14 protein-coding genes are annotated in these 20,231 nt (G+C 70.5%); 8 read left to right on the forward strand and 6 right to left on the reverse strand.

Features of this window, described 5'->3' with window-relative positions; all coding sequences use genetic code 11:
* Position 1 precedes the first annotated feature (1 nt).
* Positions 2 to 1,486 (forward strand): cytochrome P450, encoded by a 1,485-nt coding sequence (locus tag ACQPYS_RS13055; protein WP_431938385.1) that lies wholly within the window; start codon positions 2 to 4, stop codon positions 1,484 to 1,486.
* A 69-nt stretch (positions 1,487 to 1,555) separates the two neighbouring features.
* Here ACQPYS_RS13055 and ACQPYS_RS13060 read toward each other — a convergent pair whose 3' ends face one another.
* Positions 1,556 to 2,434, reverse strand: a complete 879-nt coding sequence (locus ACQPYS_RS13060) for a serine hydrolase (protein WP_433492746.1) — start codon at positions 2,432 to 2,434, stop codon at positions 1,556 to 1,558.
* 54 nt (positions 2,435 to 2,488) lie between these two features.
* On the reverse strand, positions 2,489 to 2,701 hold the full coding sequence (locus ACQPYS_RS13065; RefSeq protein ID WP_433492747.1) for a hypothetical protein: 213 nt from the start codon (positions 2,699 to 2,701) through the stop codon (positions 2,489 to 2,491).
* A 323-nt stretch (positions 2,702 to 3,024) separates the two neighbouring features.
* Here ACQPYS_RS13065 and recC point away from each other — a divergent pair, with 323 nt between their 5' ends.
* From recC to recD, 3 genes are read left to right on the forward strand one after another with little or no spacing between them, the layout of a single operon-like run.
* Positions 3,025 to 6,456, forward strand: a complete 3,432-nt coding sequence (gene recC, locus ACQPYS_RS13070; RefSeq protein ID WP_433492748.1) for an exodeoxyribonuclease V subunit gamma — start codon at positions 3,025 to 3,027, stop codon at positions 6,454 to 6,456.
* Between the two features lie 34 nt (positions 6,457 to 6,490).
* Positions 6,491 to 9,835 carry a UvrD-helicase domain-containing protein gene (locus tag ACQPYS_RS13075; protein WP_433492749.1) on the forward strand — a complete coding sequence of 1,115 codons (3,345 nt, stop codon included), beginning with the start codon at positions 6,491 to 6,493 and terminating at the stop codon, positions 9,833 to 9,835.
* Positions 9,832 to 11,757: an exodeoxyribonuclease V subunit alpha gene (gene recD, locus ACQPYS_RS13080; RefSeq protein ID WP_433492750.1), complete on the forward strand. Its 1,926-nt coding sequence runs from the start codon at positions 9,832 to 9,834 to the stop codon at positions 11,755 to 11,757. The genes ACQPYS_RS13075 and recD overlap by 4 nt, the downstream gene beginning before the upstream one ends.
* Positions 11,758 to 11,968: 211 nt before the next feature.
* On the opposite strand, the gene ACQPYS_RS13085 is transcribed toward recD, so the two are convergent.
* A complete protein-coding gene (locus ACQPYS_RS13085) occupies positions 11,969 to 12,676 on the reverse strand; it encodes a TetR/AcrR family transcriptional regulator (protein ID WP_063034213.1) in 708 nt (235 codons plus the stop codon).
* A gap of 180 nt (positions 12,677 to 12,856) precedes the next feature.
* Between ACQPYS_RS13085 and ACQPYS_RS13090 the strand changes: the two genes are divergently transcribed.
* Together ACQPYS_RS13090 and ACQPYS_RS13095 are read left to right on the forward strand one after the other, a co-directional pair.
* Positions 12,857 to 14,428, forward strand: a complete 1,572-nt coding sequence (locus tag ACQPYS_RS13090; RefSeq protein WP_433492751.1) for a succinic semialdehyde dehydrogenase — start codon at positions 12,857 to 12,859, stop codon at positions 14,426 to 14,428.
* 42 nt (positions 14,429 to 14,470) lie between these two features.
* On the forward strand, positions 14,471 to 15,298 hold the full coding sequence (locus ACQPYS_RS13095) for an SDR family NAD(P)-dependent oxidoreductase (protein ID WP_063034215.1): 828 nt from the start codon (positions 14,471 to 14,473) through the stop codon (positions 15,296 to 15,298).
* Here ACQPYS_RS13095 and ACQPYS_RS13100 read toward each other — a convergent pair.
* Positions 15,282 to 16,088 carry a putative protein N(5)-glutamine methyltransferase gene (locus tag ACQPYS_RS13100; protein WP_431938379.1) on the reverse strand — a complete coding sequence of 269 codons (807 nt, stop codon included), beginning with the start codon at positions 16,086 to 16,088 and terminating at the stop codon, positions 15,282 to 15,284. The two genes, ACQPYS_RS13095 and ACQPYS_RS13100, sit on opposite strands and share 17 nt — an antisense overlap.
* Before the next feature lie 58 nt (positions 16,089 to 16,146).
* Positions 16,147 to 16,773, reverse strand: coding sequence for an NUDIX hydrolase (locus tag ACQPYS_RS13105; RefSeq protein ID WP_433492752.1), 627 nt, complete (start codon positions 16,771 to 16,773; stop codon positions 16,147 to 16,149).
* 134 nt (positions 16,774 to 16,907) lie between these two features.
* Here ACQPYS_RS13105 and galT point away from each other — a divergent pair, with 134 nt between their 5' ends.
* Positions 16,908 to 18,029: a galactose-1-phosphate uridylyltransferase gene (gene galT / locus ACQPYS_RS13110; RefSeq protein ID WP_433492753.1), complete on the forward strand. Its 1,122-nt coding sequence runs from the start codon at positions 16,908 to 16,910 to the stop codon at positions 18,027 to 18,029.
* A 77-nt stretch (positions 18,030 to 18,106) separates the two neighbouring features.
* Here the strand turns inward: galT and ACQPYS_RS13115 are convergent, their stop codons facing one another.
* Entirely contained in the window at positions 18,107 to 18,985 is an 879-nt protein-coding gene (locus ACQPYS_RS13115; RefSeq protein ID WP_245664373.1) for a YdcF family protein, read from the reverse strand.
* 263 nt (positions 18,986 to 19,248) lie between these two features.
* Here ACQPYS_RS13115 and ACQPYS_RS13120 point away from each other — a divergent pair, with 263 nt between their 5' ends.
* Positions 19,249 to 20,100, forward strand: coding sequence for a bifunctional 5,10-methylenetetrahydrofolate dehydrogenase/5,10-methenyltetrahydrofolate cyclohydrolase (locus tag ACQPYS_RS13120; RefSeq protein WP_433492754.1), 852 nt, complete (start codon positions 19,249 to 19,251; stop codon positions 20,098 to 20,100).
* Positions 20,101 to 20,231 lie beyond the last annotated feature (131 nt).

A 20,231-nucleotide genomic window follows, 5' to 3' on the forward strand; every position in this document is an offset into this window, starting at 1 on the left:
CATGGTCACCGTCGACCGTGTCGCCGCGCATCGCGCGCGTGCGCGCACCGATACCGAGAATTCGGCGCTCATCGAGATCCCGCATCGAACCGTGGTCGACCGGCTGCTGTCGAAGGTGCCGGACCGGCAGCGGACACTGGCCACTCCGCCCCGCGGTAGCCACACCGTCGCGGTGCGCGGTGACGCGGGCCTGCCGTATCTGGGGCGCACATTCCACTACATGCGCTGGGGTCCGGCCGAACTGCTGGACAAGTACCGCCGCTTCGGCCCGGTGAACATCAACAGTTCCATGGGGCTGGACCGGGTGTTCGCCGCCGGGCCCGAAGCCATCGACGAGGTGGTCGGCCGGCGCCGTCGCGACTTCGGGCAGGGCTGGGACTACTTCATCGGCCCCTTCTTCCGCCGCGGGCTGCTGCTGCTCGAATTCGACGAGCATATGTTCCACCGCCGCATCATGCAGCAGGCGTTCACGCGGGAACGCCTGGAAGCCCACCTCGCCGAGCTGACTCCGGTGGTGCGCGCCAGTATCGGCCGCTGGGTGCCGCAAGGTGATGGCGCGAGCCGGACCGTGCAACTGTTCCCGGCGATCAAGGAACTGGCCCTCGATATCGCGGGGGAGACCTTCATGGCAGTCGAGGTCGGTGACCGGCGTAAGGATCTCACCGACGCCTTCGTCGCCTGCACCCACGCCGGGCTGGCCCTGATGCGCCACAGTGTGCCCGGCGGGAAATGGCGCGCGGGGTTGCGCGGCCGCGCCGTACTCGAGGAGTACTTCACCGCGATGGTGCCGGAGAAACGGCGCAGCGATGCCCCGGATTTCTTCTCGGGCCTGTGTCACGCGCGCGCCGAGGACGGGTCGGTGTTCAGTGACGCCGACGTGGTCAACCATATGATCTTCCTGATCATGGCCGCGCACGATACGACCACGACCACCGCCACGGCCGTAGCCTACTACCTGGGCAAACACCCGGAATGGCAGGAGAAGGTGCGCGCGGAGGTGCGGGCGCTGGATCTGGACAACCAGTCTCCGACGATCGCCGATCTGGACACCTTGCGCACGCTGGATCTCGTGGTGAAGGAGAGTCTGCGCCTTATGCCGCCGGTGCCCGGGATGGTGCGCCGTGCGGTGCGCGATACCGAGATCCTCGGCCACTATATCCCCGCCGGAACTCCGGTGGACCTCGGCTACCAGGTGAACCATCTGCTCGAGGAGCTGTGGACCGATCCCGAGGTCTTCGATCCGCTACGGTTCTCCGAGGAGCGGCGCGAGGACAAATCGCACCGGCTGGCCTGGATGCCGTTCGGCGCCGGTTCGCACAAGTGCATCGGGATGCATTTCGGCACCTTCGAGGTCAAGACGATCATCTCGGCGCTCGTCCGCGATTACGAGTGGAGCTTCCCGGATACCTATCGCATGCCCTGGGGCTTCACCACCATCCCGTTCCCCCGCGACGATGCCCCGATGCGGTTGCGCCGGCTCGAGTGAGACATCACTCGAAAACGACTCCGGGCCCCCGTCGCGCAACGGGGGCCCGGAGTACGCCGGTCGCGGTGATCAGCGTCCGGCCAGCAGTTTCTCGGCGATCGTCGTATCGGTTTCGGCGCCCTCCCGGTAGCCGCCCTCCCCGTTCATCGCGGTCATGATCGCGAGCGTGTAGCGCTCACCCGGCCCCGCGAAACCGACCGAGTTCACCACCCAGCCGCCCAGCTCGTCCGACCAGCCGTTCTTCAGACCCGGCCGCATGGCCGAACCGGCGCCCCACACACCCCAGTGCTGATTGGAATCGACCCGGCGCATCACGTCGAGCAGGTAGCCACGATCGTCGGGGTGCATCCGGTCCAGCACATTGGACATGAGCCGGTCCAGATCGGCCGCGGTGGTCTTCTGGAAACCCCAGTTCGGGCGCCCGTTGGGTGATGGTTCGGGCCGCAGACTGGTCATACCGTTCGCGCGGAACGCATTGTTGAACGCCTGGCCGTCGAGGCCGGAGTACTTGTTCCACAGGATATCGGTGGCCTGGTCGTTGGAGGTGGCCATCATCTGCTCCAGGAGCTGACGATCCTCCGGCGGCAGGGTGATGGCCCCGACCCGGGCACGGTTGAGTAGATCCGAGGCGATGGCCAGCTTGATGGTGGACGCGGTGAACACCATGTCCTCGGCATGCGGGCTGGCGTAGACCGCGCCGGTCTGGCGGTCACGGAAGACGTAGCCGGTCACGCCGGGGCGGGAGTCCAGATACGCGTTCACGGATTCGATGCGGGCGGCCAGATCGCAGTCGAAGCCGTTCGCGCAACCCTGGGTATGGGCGTGCGGTACGGCATCGGCCGAGGGGAGGCCGGAGGGCGCACCGGCGAACAGGATCGCGGCGGCGGCCAGGACAGTGGCGGGTGCGGCCACGCGGGGAGCCGCACCGGTGAGCAGGGGGTAACGCACGAGGAAACACCTTGTCATATCGGCGCTCTGCGCGCACGTTTTCCCCTCGGACCGCTAGGGGACCCGCGCGGTGGCCTTCAGTGCGGCGGCGGCGCGGCCGTTGAGCCGATAGCAGTGCTCGAATGCTTCGGTGTGTTCCGCGCGCGGCCACGAGTGCAGTACGACGGTGCGTCCGTAGTGCCGGGAGTTGACGAGCTCCCACCGGTCACCGGACCGGCGGACGGTGAATCCGTCCTTCGGTATCAGGGGCACAACCAGCGCTTTCATCGACGCGAACCAGCCTTTCGTGCGGTAACCGTTCCTCCCGGAGTTGCACTGTGACACAGTGCGTCCGCGAGATCGCGGCCATGCGACCGCGTGTCGGTGACTCATGTGCGCTAAATCACTGTGCGCCGGTTGTCGATATCCGGTAAAAGCTGTTGGCGCTAGGGACATTCGGGGATGATCTCCTGTCCCGGGGTTGTCCGTTCCGTCGTGGGGTCTTGGCGAGCGGTGTCGGACAGCGGGCGTATAAACGGGTGGACGATGCGCCCGCCCGAGCAGTGCGGACGTGACGAAGGATGGTGATCGAGCCGAGCGGAAGGGCGGAGATGGCGCTGCACATCCACCGTGCCGAACGCGCGGATACGCTGGTCACCGCGTTGGCCGGGCTGCTGGCCGAACCGCTGCCCGATCCGTTCGCCGCCGAGGTGATCGCCGTGCCCGGTAAGGGCGTGGAACGCTGGCTGACACAGCGACTCTCGGGTGTGCTGGGAGCTTCGGCGGCCTCCGGCGATGGTGTCACGGCCAATATCCGGTTCCCCGCCCCGGCCGCGCTGGCCGCGGAGGTGTCGGCCGCGATCAGCGGTTTCGGTCCGCACGAGGACCCGTGGTCGCCCGATCGGGTGGTGTGGACGCTGCTGCGAGTGATCGATGAATCGGTGCGTGAACCGTGGTGTGCTGTGCTCGCCCGCCATCTCGGCCTGGACGCCGAAGATCCGGTACCCACCGGAGCCGAGCCCGTGCCCGCCGCCGGCCCCGAGCACCGGCGCGGCCGCCGCTACGCTGCCGCCGCCCGGCTGGCCGCGCTGTTCGAGAGCTACACGGTCCAGCGCCCGGCCCTGATCACCGAATGGGCGCGCGGCGACGATACCGACGGCACCGGCCGGCCGCTGCCCGACGATCTGAGCTGGCAACCGGCCCTGTGGCGGCGGCTGCGCGACGCGGTCGGCGCGCCCGATCCGGCCGAACGGCTGCACACCACCTGCGCGCGATTGCGGGAAGATCCGGGCGCGGTGGATCTACCGCCGCGGCTGTCGGTCTTCGGCGCGACCCGGCTGCCCGCCGCCCACCTGGCGGTGCTCACCGCCGTGGCCGAGCACCGCGAGCTGCATCTGTGGCTGGCTCATCCCAGCCCGGCCATGTGGGACGCACTGGCCGGAATCGGCCCGAAACCGCAACGAGCGCACGATGATTCGGCCACCCGGGTGCGGCACCCGCTGCTGGCGGGCCTGAGCCGGGATATTCGGGAGCTCCAGTTGCGCCTGCCCGCGGCCGCCACCGATATGCGGTATCCGGAACCGGCGGGCGCCCCGGTCCGCGCCGGTGCCCCGGCCGGGCACGCGGACGACGCGTCCTGCCGGGACGAGCCGCCGGCGACACTGCTGGGAACGGTTCAGCGGCACCTCCGTGACGATCGCTGGCCGCCCGGCCCCGAGGACGCCGACGCCGACGACAGTGTGCAGGTGCACGCGTGTCATGGCCCGGTGCGGCAGGTGGAAGTACTCCGGGAGTGCCTGCTCGGCCTCTTCGCCGCCGATTCGACACTCGAACCCCGCGATGTGCTGATCATGTGCCCGGAGGTCGAGACCTTCGCCCCGCTGCTGCGCGCGGCGTTCGGGCATCCCGGGCCGGCGGGCCCGGAAACCCCTGCCGCTTCGGGGCATCCGGGGCACCGGTTACGGGTGCGTCTCGCCGACCGCGGCCGGGCGGTCACCAATCCGCTGCTCGGCGTGGTGGCGACCCTGCTGGAACTGGCCCGCAGCCGGGTCACCGTCACCGAGGTGCTGGATCTGGCGGCCGGCGAACCCGTGCGCCGCGCCTGCGGTTTCGACGACGACGATATCGAGCGCTTGCGGGAGTGGGCGGTCGAGGCCGGTGCCCGATGGGGCATCGGCCGGCGGCAGCGGCAGGCATTCGGTCTCGGCGATTTCGAGCAGAACACGGTGAACGCGGCGGTGGACCGGATCCTGCTCGGGGTCACCGCCGACGAGACCTCCGGGAGCTATCTGGACCGGGTGCTGCCGCTCGACGATGTGGACAGCAACGATATCGACCTGGCCGGCCGGTTCGCCGAATACGCCGACCGGCTGGCGTCGGTGCTGCGGGATCTACAGGGGCCCGGGCCCGCGGCACAGTGGACCGCGGTGCTGGACCGGGCCCTGGATCTGCTGACCGATGTACCGGAGTCGCAGTCGTGGATCCGTACCGAGGCGCGCCGGGAGCTGACAGCCGCCACCGCCCACGCCGGTGCCGTCGAGCTACGGCTGGCCGATCTCACCGGTCTGCTGCAGGAGCGCCTCGCCGCCGCCCCGGCCCGGTCCAACTTCCGCACCGGCGAGCTCACCGTGTGTGGCCTGTCCCCGATGCGATCGGTGCCGCACCGGGTGGTGGTACTGCTGGGCGTGGACGACGAGATATTCCCGCGCGGTGCGGGTATCGACGGTGACGAGGTGCCGGCCCGGGAACCGCTCCTGGGTGAACGCGACCCGCGCTCCGAGGACCGGCAGCTGCTGCTGGACGCGATCGGCGCCGCCCGCGACACCCTGGTGGTCGTGCACACCGGTGCCGATCCCGTCACCGGCGCCTACCGGCCGCCCGCCGTGCCGGTCGCCGAACTACTCGATGTGCTGCGTGCCCACGTCGGTGCCGCCGGGATGGCCGAGGTGGTCACCCGCCACCCGCTACAGGCACACGACCCGCGCAATTTCGCCGCCGGGCGGCCGTTCAGTTTCGACGCCGTCGCTTTCGCGGGTGCCCGGGCCACGGGCGCGGCGCCCACCGCGCCACCGGAACTGCTCACCCGCACCCTGCCCGGTACCGAGACCACCGAGATCGGGCTGGCCGAGCTGATCTCGTTCCTGGAACATCCCGTACGCGGTTTCCTGTGGCAGCGGCTCGGGGTGCGGGTCCCCGACCAGGACGACGATATCGCCGACCGGCTGCCCATCGAGTTCGGCGGACTCGAGACCTGGGCGCTGGGTGAGCGGATGCTCGCCGCGCGCCTGGCCGGCGCCGACCCGGCCGAATTGCGGGCCGCCGAATGGCGGCGCGGAATCCTGCCGCCCGCCGAACTGGGCCGGGCCGTCCTGAACGATGTGGAACGCACCGTCGAAACCCTGGTCCGGGCCGCCGGTCCCGACTACACCCGGCCGCCGCGCGATATCGATATCTCGTTCGACCTCGGCGACGGCCGCCGTCTCACCGGCACGGTCGCCGAGGTGCGCGGGGACCTGCTGGTACGCACCACGTATTCGCGGGTCGCGCCCAAACACCGGCTCGCGGCATGGGTATCACTGCTGGCGCTGGCGGTCACCGACGAGCGGTCGTGGCGGGCGGCGGTCACCGGCCGCGGCCGTTTCCCGACGCCGGCCTGGCGCGCCGAACTCACCGCGCCCGGCACGGCCGAGGCGACGACGATGCTGCGCACCCTGGTCGCGCTGCGCGATGCCGGTCTCACCGAACCGCTGCCCATTTCCACGGCCACAACCGCCGCCTACGCCGAGGCGCGATACCGGCGGCTGCCCCCGGAAGAGGCGATCGCCGCCGCCGACCGCGAATTCGGCGGCGGGGACAAGACCAGGGATTTCGCCGAACACACCGACCGGAATCTGCGGTACGTCTGGGGGCCGGCACCCGACCTGCGCGACCTCACCGCCGCCCCCGCGCCGTCCGGGGAACCGATCGAGAACACCCGTTTCGGGTCGATCGCCCGCCGCCTGTGGGTGCCGCTGCTGCGCGCCGAACAGCAGGGGGCGCCATGACCGCCGCCGTCCGCCGCCGTGGAACGGAGCAGCTGTGACCACGACCGCGCCCGCCCCACCGGCGGGCAATGCGTTCGAGCTGTGCGGCCCGTTGCCGCACGGCACCACCGTCCTCGAGGCGAGTGCCGGTACCGGCAAGACCTACGCCATCGTCGGGCTCGCCGCCCGATATGTCGCCGAGGCCGGCGTGGACATCTCCCGGTTGCTCCTGGTCACCTTCAGTCGCGCGGCGACCCAGGAGCTGCGCGAACGTACCCGCGACCGGTTCGTCGCCGTCGCCGCCGCACTCGCCGATCCCGACGCCGCCCGGACCGCCGCCGATGAACTGATCCGCCATCTGGCCGACGCGGAGCCGGAGGAGGTGCGTGCCCGCCGGACCCGGCTGCGGGCCGCGCTCTCGGACTTCGATGCCGGGGTCATCGCCACCACCCACAGCTTCTGCCAGCGCATGCTGGCCGAACTCGGTCTGGCCGGCGACCTCGAGCCCGGTGCGCGCCTGGTGGAGGAGGCCGACGACATCATCCGCACCGTCGTCGACGATCTGTATCTGAGCCGCTTCGCGCGGACCGCGGCACCGTTCTCGGTGAAACAGGCCCAGCGGTTCGCGCTCGCGGCGGTGCGCGACCGGCAGGCCCGGCTCGCGCCCGATACCGATGAGACCTCGGCGCAGCGGGTCGCGTTCGCGGCCGCGGTCCGCGCCGAAACCGAACGCCGGAAACGACTGGCGGGGTTGCGGGACTTCGACGATCTGCTGGTGCTGCTACGCGATATCCTCGCCGACCCCGCGCGCGGCCCGGCCGCGTGCCGGCGTATCCGGGACCGCTACCAGGTGGTGCTCGTCGACGAATTCCAGGACACCGATCCGCTGCAGTGGGAGATCCTGCGCCGGGCCTTCCACGGCCACAACCCGCTGGTCCTGGTGGGCGATCCGAAACAGGCGATCTACGCGTTCCGGGGTGCCGAGGTGCTGAGCTATCTGGACGCGGTCGGGCACGCCACCGCACGCCACGAGCTCACTACCAACCGCCGCAGCGACGCGGGATTGCTCGCCGCGCTCGACCATCTGCTGGGCGGAGCGGCACTGGGCCACGACCAGATCGTGGTGCCCGCCGTCACGCCCACCCAGCCGTGGAGCCGATTGCGCGGTCCCGCCGAACTGACCACCCCGCTGCGGTTGCGGTGTCTGCCGCGGACCGGTGCGGGCCCGCGCGGCGCGTCCGGGTTCCCGAACATCCACCGGCAGCGGGCCCGGGTCGCGGCCGATGTGGCGGCCGATATCGTCGCTCTCCTCGAATCCGGGACGGTCGTGGCGGATTCGCCGGGCACCCGGGCGGCCTCGGACGTCGCGGCCGACGACCGCCGGGAAAGGGCGGCGGGCCCCGGTGATATCGCGGTGCTGGTCCGTACCCACACACAGCTCGAGGTGGTGCGGGCGGCGCTGGAACGTGCCGGCGTTCCGGTGGTCTTGACCGGTGGTAGCAGTATTTTCGCGACACGCAGTGCCACCGACTGGCTGTGGGTGTTACGCGCGCTGGAACAGCCGCATCGCGCGGACCGGGTGCGGCTGGCCGCGCTCACCCCGCTGTTCGGGCATACCGCCGCCGAGATCGACAGCGGGGGCGCGGATCTGGTCGGCCGGGTCAGTGCCGATCTCCGGGATGCCGCCCGGTTGTTCGCCCGGGCCGGTTTCGCCGCCGTATTCGACGAACTGGCGACCGGGACCCGGCTGGCGCCGCGGCTGCTCGCGGTCGAACACGGCGAACGGCGGCTCACCGATATCCGGCATGTCGCCCAGCTGCTCGACGAGGTCTCGGTGACCGAGGGCCTCGGTCTCACCGCGCTCACCCGCTGGCTGGCCGACCGGGTCCGCGAGCCCGCCTCGGGGTCGGTGTCGGGCCGTAGCCGCCGGCTCGACCGGGATATCGCGGCGGTGCAGATCGCGACCGTACATGCCAGCAAGGGGCTCGAATTCCCGGTCGTCTATCTCCCGTTCGGCTGGGACAGTTCCGCCGATCCCAAACCCGCCACCCTGCTGATGCACGAGGACGGCGCGCGGGTGCTGGATATCGGTGGGCCGGATGCTCCCGGGTACGGGATGCGCAAGGAACGCGCCGACAGCGAATCCGCGGGTGAGGAACTGCGCCTGTGCTATGTGGCGCTCACCCGGGCCTGCTGCCAGGTAGTTGCCTGGTGGGCGCCGTCGTTCGGTACCGGCGCCGCGCCGCTGCACCGGTTGCTGTTCGGTCGGGCGCCGGGGGCGGCGCAGCCGAGTGCCCGCGCCGCGGTCGCCGAGGATGCCGTGGTGGTCGACCGGCTCCGGGCCTGGGCAGCCGGGGCGGGCGAGTCGATCTCGGTGACCGCGGCCGATCCCGCCGCCGAGCCACCCGCCTACCGGCCGCCGGCCGATGCCCGGCCCGGTGCGGTGTCGGTCGCGACCTTCGATCGGGAGATCGACGTGCACTGGCGGCGCACTTCGTATTCGGCGCTCACCGCGGCCGCCCACCTGCCGGCTCCGGAGTCCGAGCCGGTGGACCCCCTCGGTCCCGGTGACGAACCCGAGGCTCCGGCCCCGTCGGCCGAGCCCGAGCCCGGCGCACCGTCGCTGATGAACGAACTTCCCTACGGCGCCGAATTCGGCACCCTGGTGCACGGAGTCCTCGAGCGCGTAGACACCGATGTCCCGGATCTGGTCGCCGAGGTACGGGGGCGGTGCGCCGAAGCGATCGGCGAAATGCTTTCCACCGCCGATCCGGAATTGCTGACCGCGGCCCTGGTGGAGGTCTTGCGCACGCCGATCGGGTTCGGCGCCCTCGCCGATGTCCCGGGCCGGGACCGGTTGTGCGAGCTCGAATTCGAATTGCCGCTCGCCGGCGGTGACACTCCCTCCGGGGCGGCCGCCACTCTGGGCCGTATCGCCGCCACCGTGCGTGCGCACCTGGACCCCGCCGACGATTTCCACGCCTACGCGGACGCACTCGACACCCTCGAGGATGTCCCGTTACGCGGGTATCTCACCGGCAGTATCGACGCGGTGCTGCGCACCTCGGATGAGCGTTACGTCATCGTCGACTACAAGACGAACCGGCTGGGCACCGGCGACCTCACCGTCGCGCATTACACCCGCGACCGGATGGCCGCGGAGATGGTCCGCTCGCACTATCCCTTACAGGCGCTGCTGTACTCGGTGGCGCTGCACCGGTACCTGCGTTGGCGGCTCGACGGCTACGATCCCGCGGTTCATCTCGGCGGTATCCGCTATCTCTTCGTGCGCGGCATGATCGGAACCGAAACCCCGGCGGGCGCGGGCGTTTTCGACTGGACGCCGCCGCCCGGCCTGATCGTCGCCCTGTCGGACCTACTGGCCGGAGGTGCGGTGTGATCCCCATCCGGGTGGCGCAACGGGGGACCGGAATCCTGCGCGAGTTCAACGAGGCCGGGGTGCTCTCGGCGGCCGATGTACACGTGGCCGAACGGCTGGGCAGGTTCGGTGGGGAGGACCGGGAACTGGTCCTGTTCGCCGCCGCGCTGGCGGTGCGCGCCGTGCGGTCTGGGTCGGTGTGCCTGGACCTCACCCGGATGCGGGATATCGGTGTGGACGCCGACCAGGAACGGGCGGAACTGCCGGTCGCGCCCGCGGATCTGCCGTGGCCCGAGGAGGCGCGAGTCGTCGAGGCATTGCGGGAGAGCCCGCTGGTGCTGGGCGGTCCGGCCGGACCGCTGCGCCCGCTGCGGCTCACCGAGCCGTCCCGCGCGGGAATGGGCCCACTGCTCTACCTGGATCGTTACTACCAGCAGGAGCAGATCATCCGCCGGGTGCTCACCGCCCGCGCCGCCGACCATCCGCGCACCGACCCCGCGGTGGTGCGCCGCGAACTGGACCGGTTGTTCGGCCCCCCGGCCGGCGTGGTGGACCGGCAGCGCATCGCCGCCGCGCTCGCCGCCACCCACTGGACCACCGTCGTCGCCGGTGGTCCCGGTACGGGCAAGACGCACACCATCGCCCGTATTCTCGCCTTGCTCGTCGCGCAGCACGTGGCTGCTCCCGCCGGCGCCGCCCCGCCGCGGATCGCGCTGGCCGCGCCCACCGGGAAGGCGGCCGCCCGGCTGCAAGAGGCCGTCCGGGACCAGGCATCCGACCTGGGGCTGCCGGAGCTGTCCGCCGCCACCCTGCACCGGCTGCTCGGCTGGCAACGCGGCCGTACCACCCGATTCCGCTACCACGAACACAATCGACTGCCCTACGACGTAGTGGTCGTGGACGAGACGTCCATGGTCTCGCTGACCATGATGAGCAGGTTGCTCGCGGCGCTGCGGCCCGATACCCGGCTTGTTCTCGCCGGCGACCCGGACCAGCTCGCTTCGGTGGACGCGGGCGCGGTGCTCGCCGATATGGTGGCCGCTCCCTTTCCCGGGACCGCCGATCCGTCGTTCGAGGAGGTGCTCGGCGGCGAAATGGCGGCCGCCCGGGAGGCGGAGTCGGCCGATACCGAGGCGTTCACCGAAACAGAACGGGACCGCTTGCGCGGCGGTATCGTCCGCTTGACCCGGGGCCGGCGGTTCGGTGGCCGGATCGCCGATCTCGCTGTCGCCGTCCGGGCCGGGGATACCGAGTCCGCGCTGGAATTGTTGCGGGCCGGCGGCGATATGCTCGAGCTGGCCCGCCCGGACGAGATCGCGACCGTCCGTGCCGATGTCGTCACCACCGCGCAGCAGGTCACCACCGCCGCCCGCACCGGTGACGCGGCAGGCGCGCTCGCGGCCTTCGAATCACATCGACTGCTGTGCGCCCACCGCCGCGGTCCGTTCGGGGTCGAACACTGGGACCGTGCCGCCGCCGAATGGGCCGCGGCGGCGGGGTCGGGTCCCGAGAACCGGTACGGCACCTGGTATCCGGGGCAGCCGCTGCTGGTGACCGCCAACGACCACGAGGCCCGGATCTACAACGGGGACACCGGGGTGGTGGTGTGCCGCCCGGACGGGTCGCTGCGGGTGGCGTTGCAGCGCGGGGACCAGCCGTTCCTGGTGCATCCCACCCAGTTTCCCGCGGTCGTCACGGTCTTCGCCATGACCATCCATCGCAGCCAGGGCAGCCAGTACGACGCGGTGACCATCGTGCTGCCGGAACCGGGTTCGAGTCTGCTCACCCGCGAACTCCTCTATACCGCGATCACCCGGGCCCGTCGGCACGTACGCATTCTGGGCACCGAGGAGGCCATTCGCGCGGCGATCGACCGGCACGTCCTGCGCGCCAGCGGCCTCGGCCCGGACGACGCCGGCCCGGTGCCCGGCCCGGAAGGCTGACTTCGACGGCCGCGTTGTCCGCCCGTTCGACCGGGCGGACCCCATACAGCGAATGGGTCACGGGGCCGGAGCCGACGGGTAAGGCGACGAGGCGGGCCGGTGTTGTCCGGCCGCGGCGGTGCGAATGCGCGCGCATCGGCCGTGCCACGTGCGGGCCTGTCGGTTCCACGGTGGCGTGCGTCTGGTGGGTGGCCGCCTCGTGGCGTCGCGGTCAGTGGCCGGGGGAGTCCGCCGGCGCCGCCGGGAAGATACCGGGCAGGCTCATCGCGTACTGCACATCGCCGGTGTTGCCGAGGGTGGCGAGTACCACGCGGATCATGGTCAGCCGGGCCGCGGCCACGGTGTCCGGATCCGGTTCGCTGCCCGGTTCGGCCGCGGCCGATATCCGGTAGACCACGTATTCGCACACGTGCAGCGCCGCGTCGAGATCGAGAGGCGCGGGAACCGGGCGGTCCAGTTCGGCGAACTTGGTGCGGACGATCGCGCGGATGCCGTCCAACGCGTTGTTGCGGTACTCCGACACCGGCGACCCCGGGTCATGGAGTTCGGCGAACAATGGCCGCAGCATGGGGCCGTGCCCGCGCGCCCAGTCGAGATAGGCGTCGATGAGCCGGATCCCGAGATCCACGCCCTCGCCGGACGCCTCGAGGGCGGCCCCTATTCCACCGACGAGCTCGGCGTTGGAGACATCGAGAACCACATTGAGCGGTTCGGTGGCGTTGGCGAAGTAGCGGTAGAAGGTCGGGCGCGACAGTCCCGCCTGTTCGATGATCTGCGCGACGCTCGAACCGCGGGAGCCGTTGCGGGTGAACACCTCGGCGGTGGCCCGCACGATCCGGGCGCGCACCTGATCGGCCTGTTCCGGCGTCTGCGGTGGCCGGCCGCGCCGCGGCGCCCGTTCGGTGTCCGGGGCGCTCATGCCGCGGCCTCCGGTGGGTCTGTGAGATCCCACAGCCTGCGGTGGTTCCGGACTGTTGTGGGGAACGGAGCCCTTGACACGGCGTACGGCACGAGGATTACCCTAACACCGCTGTTCAATTAATCATTTCCGCTGTGGTTCTGCGGCCGCGGCGCGCGAACGTCCAGGAGAACGCCGACCATGACGACCGCCCAGCGTCCCACCGCCACCGGCGCACTGACCCCGGATCTGGTGAAACCGCTGCTCGCGCGGGCCGCAGCCGGTGGCGCCCCGGCTGTCGCGGTGCACGCGCCGGCCACCGGGGAACGGATCGCCGAACTCCCGCAGTCCTCGGTCGCCGATATCGAGGCCGCGTTCGACCGCGCACGTACCGCGCAGCGGCGGTGGGCGAAGGTTCCGGTCCGCGACCGGGCCGCAGTGCTGCGGCGTTTCCACGATCTGGTGCTGGCCGAACAGGACACCATCCTCGATATCGTCCAGACCGAAACGGGTAAGTCCCGGGCGCACGCCTTCGACGAGGTCGGCGATGTCGCGGTCAACTCCCGGTACTACGCCGCCACCGCACCCAAACTGCTCGCGCGCCGCAATCCGCGCGGCGTGCTGCCGGTGCTCACCGATGTGCAGGTGCATCAGCGGGCCAAGGGCGTGGTCGCGGTGATCTCGCCGTGGAACTACCCCCTCGCGCTGGCCGTCTCCGATGCGCTGCCCGCCCTGGTCGCCGGGAACGCGGTGGTCGGCCGCCCGGATAACCAAACCGCGCTCACCGCGCTGTGGGCGGTGGACGCGGCGGTCCGCGCCGGGCTCCCGGAAGACCTCTGGCAGATCGTGCTGGGCCGCGGCTCGGTGATCGGCGGCGAGGTGATCGACCGGGCCGATTATGTCGACTACACCGGTTCCAGCGCCACCGGACGCACCATCGGCCGCCAGGCCGGCGAGCGCCTCATCGGTTGCTCACTCGAACTCGGTGGCAAGAACCCGCTGCTGGTGCTGTCGGACGCCGACCCCGTCGCGGCCGCCCGCACCGCGGTCCGGGCCAGTTTCGCCTCCGCCGGTCAGCTCTGCGAATCCATGGAACGTATCTATGTCCACGAGGCCGTCCATGATCGCTTCGTGGCCGAATTCGTCACGGCGGTGAAGGCATTGAAGCTGGGCTCGCCGCTGGACTACTCCACCGATATGGGATCGCTGACCTTCCCGCGGCAACTCGATACGGTCCGCGCACACGTGGACGACGCCGTCGCCAAGGGCGCGACCGTGCTCGCCGGCGGTGTCCACCGCCCCGACCTCGGTCCGTACTTCTACGAACCCACCGTGCTCACCGATGTCACCGCAGAGATGACGGTCTACCGCGAGGAGACCTTCGGCCCGGTCGTCTCGATCTACAAGGTGGCCACCGACGACGAGGCCGTGGTCCAGGCCAACGACACCCTCTACGGGCTCAATGCCAGTGTCTGGACCCGCAGCGCCGCCCGCGGCCGGGAATTCGCCGCGCGGATCAACGCGGGCTCGGTGAACGTGAACGAGGGTTTCATCGCCGCGTGGGGCAGTGCCGACGCGCCGTCGGGTGGGATGGGCATCTCCGGAACCGGCCGCCGGCACGGCCCGGAGGGGCTGCTGAAGTACGTCGACACCCAGACCATCGCGGTGCAGCGGATGCTGCCGATCGCGCCGTTGCCGGGGATGTCGGAGGCGATGTGGGCGAAGACCATGACACTCTACTTCCGGGTCATGAAGACGCTGCGCCAGAAGTAGGCCACTTCCTCAGCTGACCGCGACGACAAGGATCCGAAAGCGATGAAACTGGATACGGTGGCCGGTAAGAAGGTGCTGATCACCGGCGCCGCCATGGGCCTGGGCAAACTCTTCGCCGCCCGGGCGGTGCGCGAAGGCGCCGCCGCCGTGGTGCTCTGGGATATCAACGCCACCGCGCTGCGCGAGACCGCGGCCGAACTGACCGCGGCCGGGGGGACCGTGCACACTTACACCGTCGATATCTCCGACAGCGACGCGGTCAATACGGCCGCGGCCGCGGTGCGGGTCGCTGTCGGAGATATCGATGTCCTGGTGAACAATGCCGGGATCGTCCGCGGGAACACCTACTTCTGGGAGACCGAGGACCGCAACGATATCGACAAGACCATGGCGATCAATTCGCTGGCGCCGATGTATGTGACCCTGGAATTCCTGCCGGCGATGGTCGCCGGGACCACCGAGGCCCGGGTGCTCACCATCTCCTCCTCGGCCGGGCTGGTCCACAACCCACGGATGAGTGTGTACGCGGCATCGAAATGGGCGGCGCTGGGCTGGTCGGATTCGGTGCGAATCGAACTCGAACAGGCCGGTCACGGCCATGTCAAGGTCACCACCGTATGCCCGACCTATATCGACACCGGAATGTTCGAGGGCGCCAAGGGTTTCTGGCTCACCCCCATCCTGGACCAGCACAAGGTCGTCGACACCTCCTGGACCGCGATGAAGAAGGGCACGCCGGTGGTGATCCTGCCGTGGACCTCGCGCCTGAACAAGGTGCTGTCCGGTGTGCTGCCGCTCAAACTGCGCGATCTGTTCCTGAACACCGTCGGCGTCTACCACTCGATGGACGAGTTCACCGGCCGGAAGTAGCCGTCGGACGACAGCCCACGGCCACGGTGGCGTCGAGATCCGGGGAGCGCACGATCCGGGCGGTGAGCCCGCCGGTGGTGAGTAGTTCTCTGGCGGCCGGCATCTGATCCACACCGATCTCGATCAGCAGACTCCCGCCCGGCGCCAGCCATCCGGCCGCTGCCGCCGCGGTGCGCCGGGCCAGCGCCAGGCCGTCGGGTCCGCCGTCGAGGGCGACCTGGGGTTCGTGATCGCGCGCCTCCGGTGGCAGCCGCGCGATCAGGCCCGACGGTACATACGGGGTGTTGGCGAGCAGGATATCGATCCGGCCGCGCAGTTCTTCCGGTAACGCGTCGAAGAGATCGCCCTGGTGGACGCGGCCGCCGACCGCCGCGAGATTGTCCCGGGCGCAGGCCACCGCGACCGGGTCGATATCGGCGGCCACCAATTCCACCGGCCGCCGGCCGAGGCCGGTGAGCAGGGCCAGGCCCAGGGCTCCCGAGCCACAGCACAGGTCGACCACCGTGCGTACCGGGTGCGCGGCGGCCAGCTCCAGCGCCTCGTCGACGAGCAGGGCCGAGCGCTGTCGCGGCACGAACACGCCGTCCCGGACGCCGATCCGAAGGCCGCGGAACCGCACCCACCCGAGCAGATGCTCCAGTGGAGTGCCCGCGACGCGGCGGTCCAGCAGGCCTGCCAGTTCCGCATCGGAGGCCGCCGCTTCGCGCAGTAACCGCGTTTCCTCTTCCGCGAACACGCAGCCGGCGGCACGGAGCCGCCGGGTGATCTCGGCGGTATCGAAAGCGGTCATGGGCACAGTCTGTCGGCTCCGCCCGCGGTGCGCACCGGAAATAGCGGGGCGTGGCCCGCTACCGGTCGGCGGCGAAGGACCAGACAGCGGCCGGCCGGCCGGTGGCCTTGGTGCGGCGGCGCTCGTCGGTCTTGTGCAGTCCCGGCATACCGGCGAGCGTGCGGTTGAGATTCGCTGCATCGGGCCGGGCGCCCAGCACGGAGGTGGCGAGGTCGACCGCGCGGGTCGCCGGGAACTCGTCTCCGAGCAGGCTCCGGGTCAGCGACAGATCCTTCCAGAGCAGTGCCGACAGCAGACCGCGCGCCGCGACCACGATGCTGTCGTGATCGAAGGCCAGTGCCGGGGCGCCGTCGAACGACACCCACTGCGCGGGCCCGTCGTGCGCCGCGGTCACCGCCCACATGACGATGGACAGCGTAGGCCCGCGGGGGTCGCGATTGGGCTCGTCGAAGGTCACCAGCTGCCCGACCGGGCCGATGGCGCCGTCGGGGACACCGAGTTTCGTGTGTACGGCCCGGCGCGCCGCCTCGGCGAGGCGTTCGCCGCGTCCCAGCAGGACGCCGGGCAAAGCGACGTGCCCGGTGAAGGGCTCGTGCGGGCGTGCCGCAATTCCGAAGGTGACCGCGGCGTCGTCGGCCCAGAACCGCAACGCCACGACATCCACCGATACCGCCGATTGGTCCACAGCACCCATACTGCCGTATCGGGGACGGGGCCGACCGGCCCGCGACCTTCGGCCCACCGCGCCGCGCCACCGTGGCCGACCCGCCGGGCGACACGGAAGGTCGGCGACCGTTCGCGGCTCGTTATCGTGAACGGGTGCCCAGCCGCATCGTGAAGCGCACCGCGAAACTGGCCGACGGCCGGGATCTCATCTACTACGACGACGCCGATACCCGGCTCGGCCCCGAACGCCGGATCGACACCCGCCGCCTGGAACCCAGACCGCCGACCGCGGTGATGCGCCAGGATGTCCTCACCGGCGAATGGGTCTCCATCGCCGCGGCCCGGCAGAGCCGGGTGGTGCTACCACCGGCCGATCGTGACCCGCTCGCCCCGCAGACCCCGGGCAACCCGTCCGAGATACCCGACCGGTACGACGTCGCCGTCTTCGAGAACCGATCCCCGTCCTTCGGCCCCGCGCTGGCGAACGAGCCGGCCGGTACCCCGCCGGTCCCGGCCGGAGCCGACGATATGGCCGCCCTGGGGTTCGACCGGGAACGGGTGGCGGTCGGACGCTGCGAAGTCGTGTGCTTCAGTCCGGCGCCCGAGGGTTCGTTCGGCGATCTCACCCCGGGCCGGGCCCGTACGGTGATCGAGGCCTGGGCCGATCGCACCGCCGAACTGTCCGCGCTGCCCGGGGTCGAGCAGGTGTTCCCGTTCGAGAACCGCGGCGAAGCCATCGGCGTCACCCTGCCGCATCCGCACGGCCAGATCTACGCCTACCCCTACGTGACACCGCGGACCGCCCGGGTGCTCGATTCCGTGCGACGACTGGGTCCGGACCTGTTCCAGCGCATCCTGGACGGTGAACGCGCGGGCGGGCGCGTCGTCCTGGCCGGAGAGCGGTGGACGGCGTTCGTTCCGTTCGCGGCCCGGTGGCCGATCGAGGTGCATCTGCTCCCACACCGGCAGATCCCGGATTTCGCAGCCGCCGACGAGGCGGAACGCGACGAACTCGCCACCCTGTACCTGCGCCTGCTGCGCGGGATCGATGCCCTCTACGACGATCCGACCCCCTATATCGCCGCGTGGCATCAGGCGCCCGTACACACCGGACGCGATACCGTCCGCCTGCATCTACAGCTGACCTCGATCCGGCGCGGCGCGGACAAGATCAAATACCTGGCCGGTTCCGAGTCGGCGATGGGCGCGTTCATCGCCGATATCCCGCCCGACGCGGCGGCCGCCCGGATCCGGGCGGCCGTGGCCTCCGGCTGAGCGCTCGCACGGTGTGCGGCGGTTTCGTGTTCTCCCTTCCCCGCGTCCGGCCGGTCGGCCGGACGCGGGGAAGGGGGTCAGCGGCTGGTACTGAGCCGGAAGGTCCGGGTCGCATCGAGATAGATGCTGTACTGGGCCTGCTTGCTCGGCGGCGGTAACTGCGAGACCAGCTGGTTCAGCGAGGTGGTGGCACCCACCACCGGGATACCGGCGACATACAGATCCGCCACCGCGCGCCGGATATGGTTCGGTGAGGTCACCGCCACCGCGCTGTGGGCGCCCACCCTGTGCAGAATATCGGCGCTGAACAGCGCGTTCTGCACCGTGGAACCCGCCCGGTTCTCCACATGGATACGGTTGGCCGGGATACCGCGCCCCACCAGCCAGTCGGCCATGGCCTGGGCCTCGGTGATGCCGTTGCTCGGATTGTTGCCGCTGACCACGATCGGCGAGAGCGGTGAGGCGATGGCCTGCAGCCAGGCGGCCTGCAGGCGTTCGACCAGCTCGGGACGGGGGGTGCCGTCGGGCAGCAGCCCGAAACCGAAGACCACGATGCCGGTCTGCGGTCCGACCAGCGCCGGAAGGGGATTGGGGAGGGTGGCGATGCCCGCGCCGACCGCGTTCAGGACGCCCTCGGTGCCCGCGGCCATGGCGCCGTCGACCGCGCGCAGGCGGCCCATCGCATCGTGCAGGGCCGGGATATCACCCGCGTAATGGGACCAGATCGCCTGCAGGGACAGCGCCTCGGCATCGGTGGGATCCCGCCCGATCAGATCGTGCAGCGCGGCCCGGCCGGCGACGGAATCGCCGTCGGTGAAATGGCGCTGAGCGGAGTTGTACAGGGCGTCTGTATCAGGGCTGGCCTGGGCCGGCGCGCCGGCGAACCCGGCGAGCGTGATACTCGTCGCGGCGGCCGCGGCCGCCACCAGATACGGCAAACCTCTTCGACTGTGCACTACGGCGACACCTTTCCACGGGGGAGCGGGGTTCTCGCAGATGATTCGTTCGATGAAATTCGGGTGCGGTACGTGGCAACCCACCATAGGTCCGGTGTCGGCCGGAACCCGGTATTTGCGGCTGTCCGATGGGGGACATGTCCCATGAAGCCCCTGGCTACAGCTCCGCGGGGCGCATCGGTGCCATCGACACACTAACGTCCGGCGGTCTGCGGGGTTGCGGGTGGGGTGCTCTCGGGCCCTGACCGTTAGGGTGAACATCCGTGGATACCGCATCGCTGACCGGGAAAGATCTCGCCGCCGCCATCAACGCCGACACCACCGCACGGGCGCGGGCCCTGACCGAGCAGGTGGGCCGGGCCCCGCGACTGGCGCTGGTCGTCGCCAACGCCGATCCGGCCAGTGCCTGGTACGTGAACTCCCTGAAGAAATCGGCCGCCAATCGCGGAATCGACTGCGATACGGTCGATCTCGGTGCGGACGCCTCAGTCGACACGCTGCGCACCGAACTCGCCGTGCGCAGCGCCGACCCCGAGACCGACGCCATCATGCTGCAGACGCCGCTGCCGGCCGGTGTGACGCTCGACGAGGTGTCCCCGGCGATCGTGGCCACCAAGGATGTCGACGGGGTGAGCCCGCTGTCGCTCGGACTGCTCACAGCCGGATCGGCCGGGTTCGCCCCGGCCACCGCCGAAGCGGTGGTGGAGTTGCTGAAACACCACGGTATCGAACTGGCCGGTCGGCATGTGGCCGTGGTGGGGCGGTCGAATGTCGTCGGCAAGCCGCTGGCACAGCTGTTGCTGGCGGAGAACGCGACGGTCACGATCTGCCATTCCCGCACCACGAACCTGCCCCGGGTGACCGCGGCGGCCGATGTGGTCGTCGCCGCTGCGGGCCGGATCGGGCTGGTGACCGGTGCGAATGTGGGGGAAGGGGCCGTGGTGATCGATGTCGGCACCAATGAGAACCCTGACGGGAAGATCGTCGGTGACGTCGACGCGGAGTCGGTCCGGGGTATCGCGGGCGGGCTGAGCCCGGTGCCGGGCGGGGTGGGCCCGGTGACGACCGCGCTGCTCATGCGCCATGTCGTGCTCGCCGCCGAACGGGCGCGGTGATCCGCGCCGTAAACTGCTGTCGAAGGCGCTGCTGCTGTCCGGGCTGTCGTGGAGGTTCGGGGCCAGGCCCCACGGGGTAGCGCTAGTGTGTGTGCGGCTATCGGGCCGCACTCGCAGTCGAGTTAAGGTGA

This window comes from Nocardia grenadensis (genome assembly GCF_050942415.1).
Taxonomy (GTDB): domain Bacteria; phylum Actinomycetota; class Actinomycetes; order Mycobacteriales; family Mycobacteriaceae; genus Nocardia; species Nocardia grenadensis.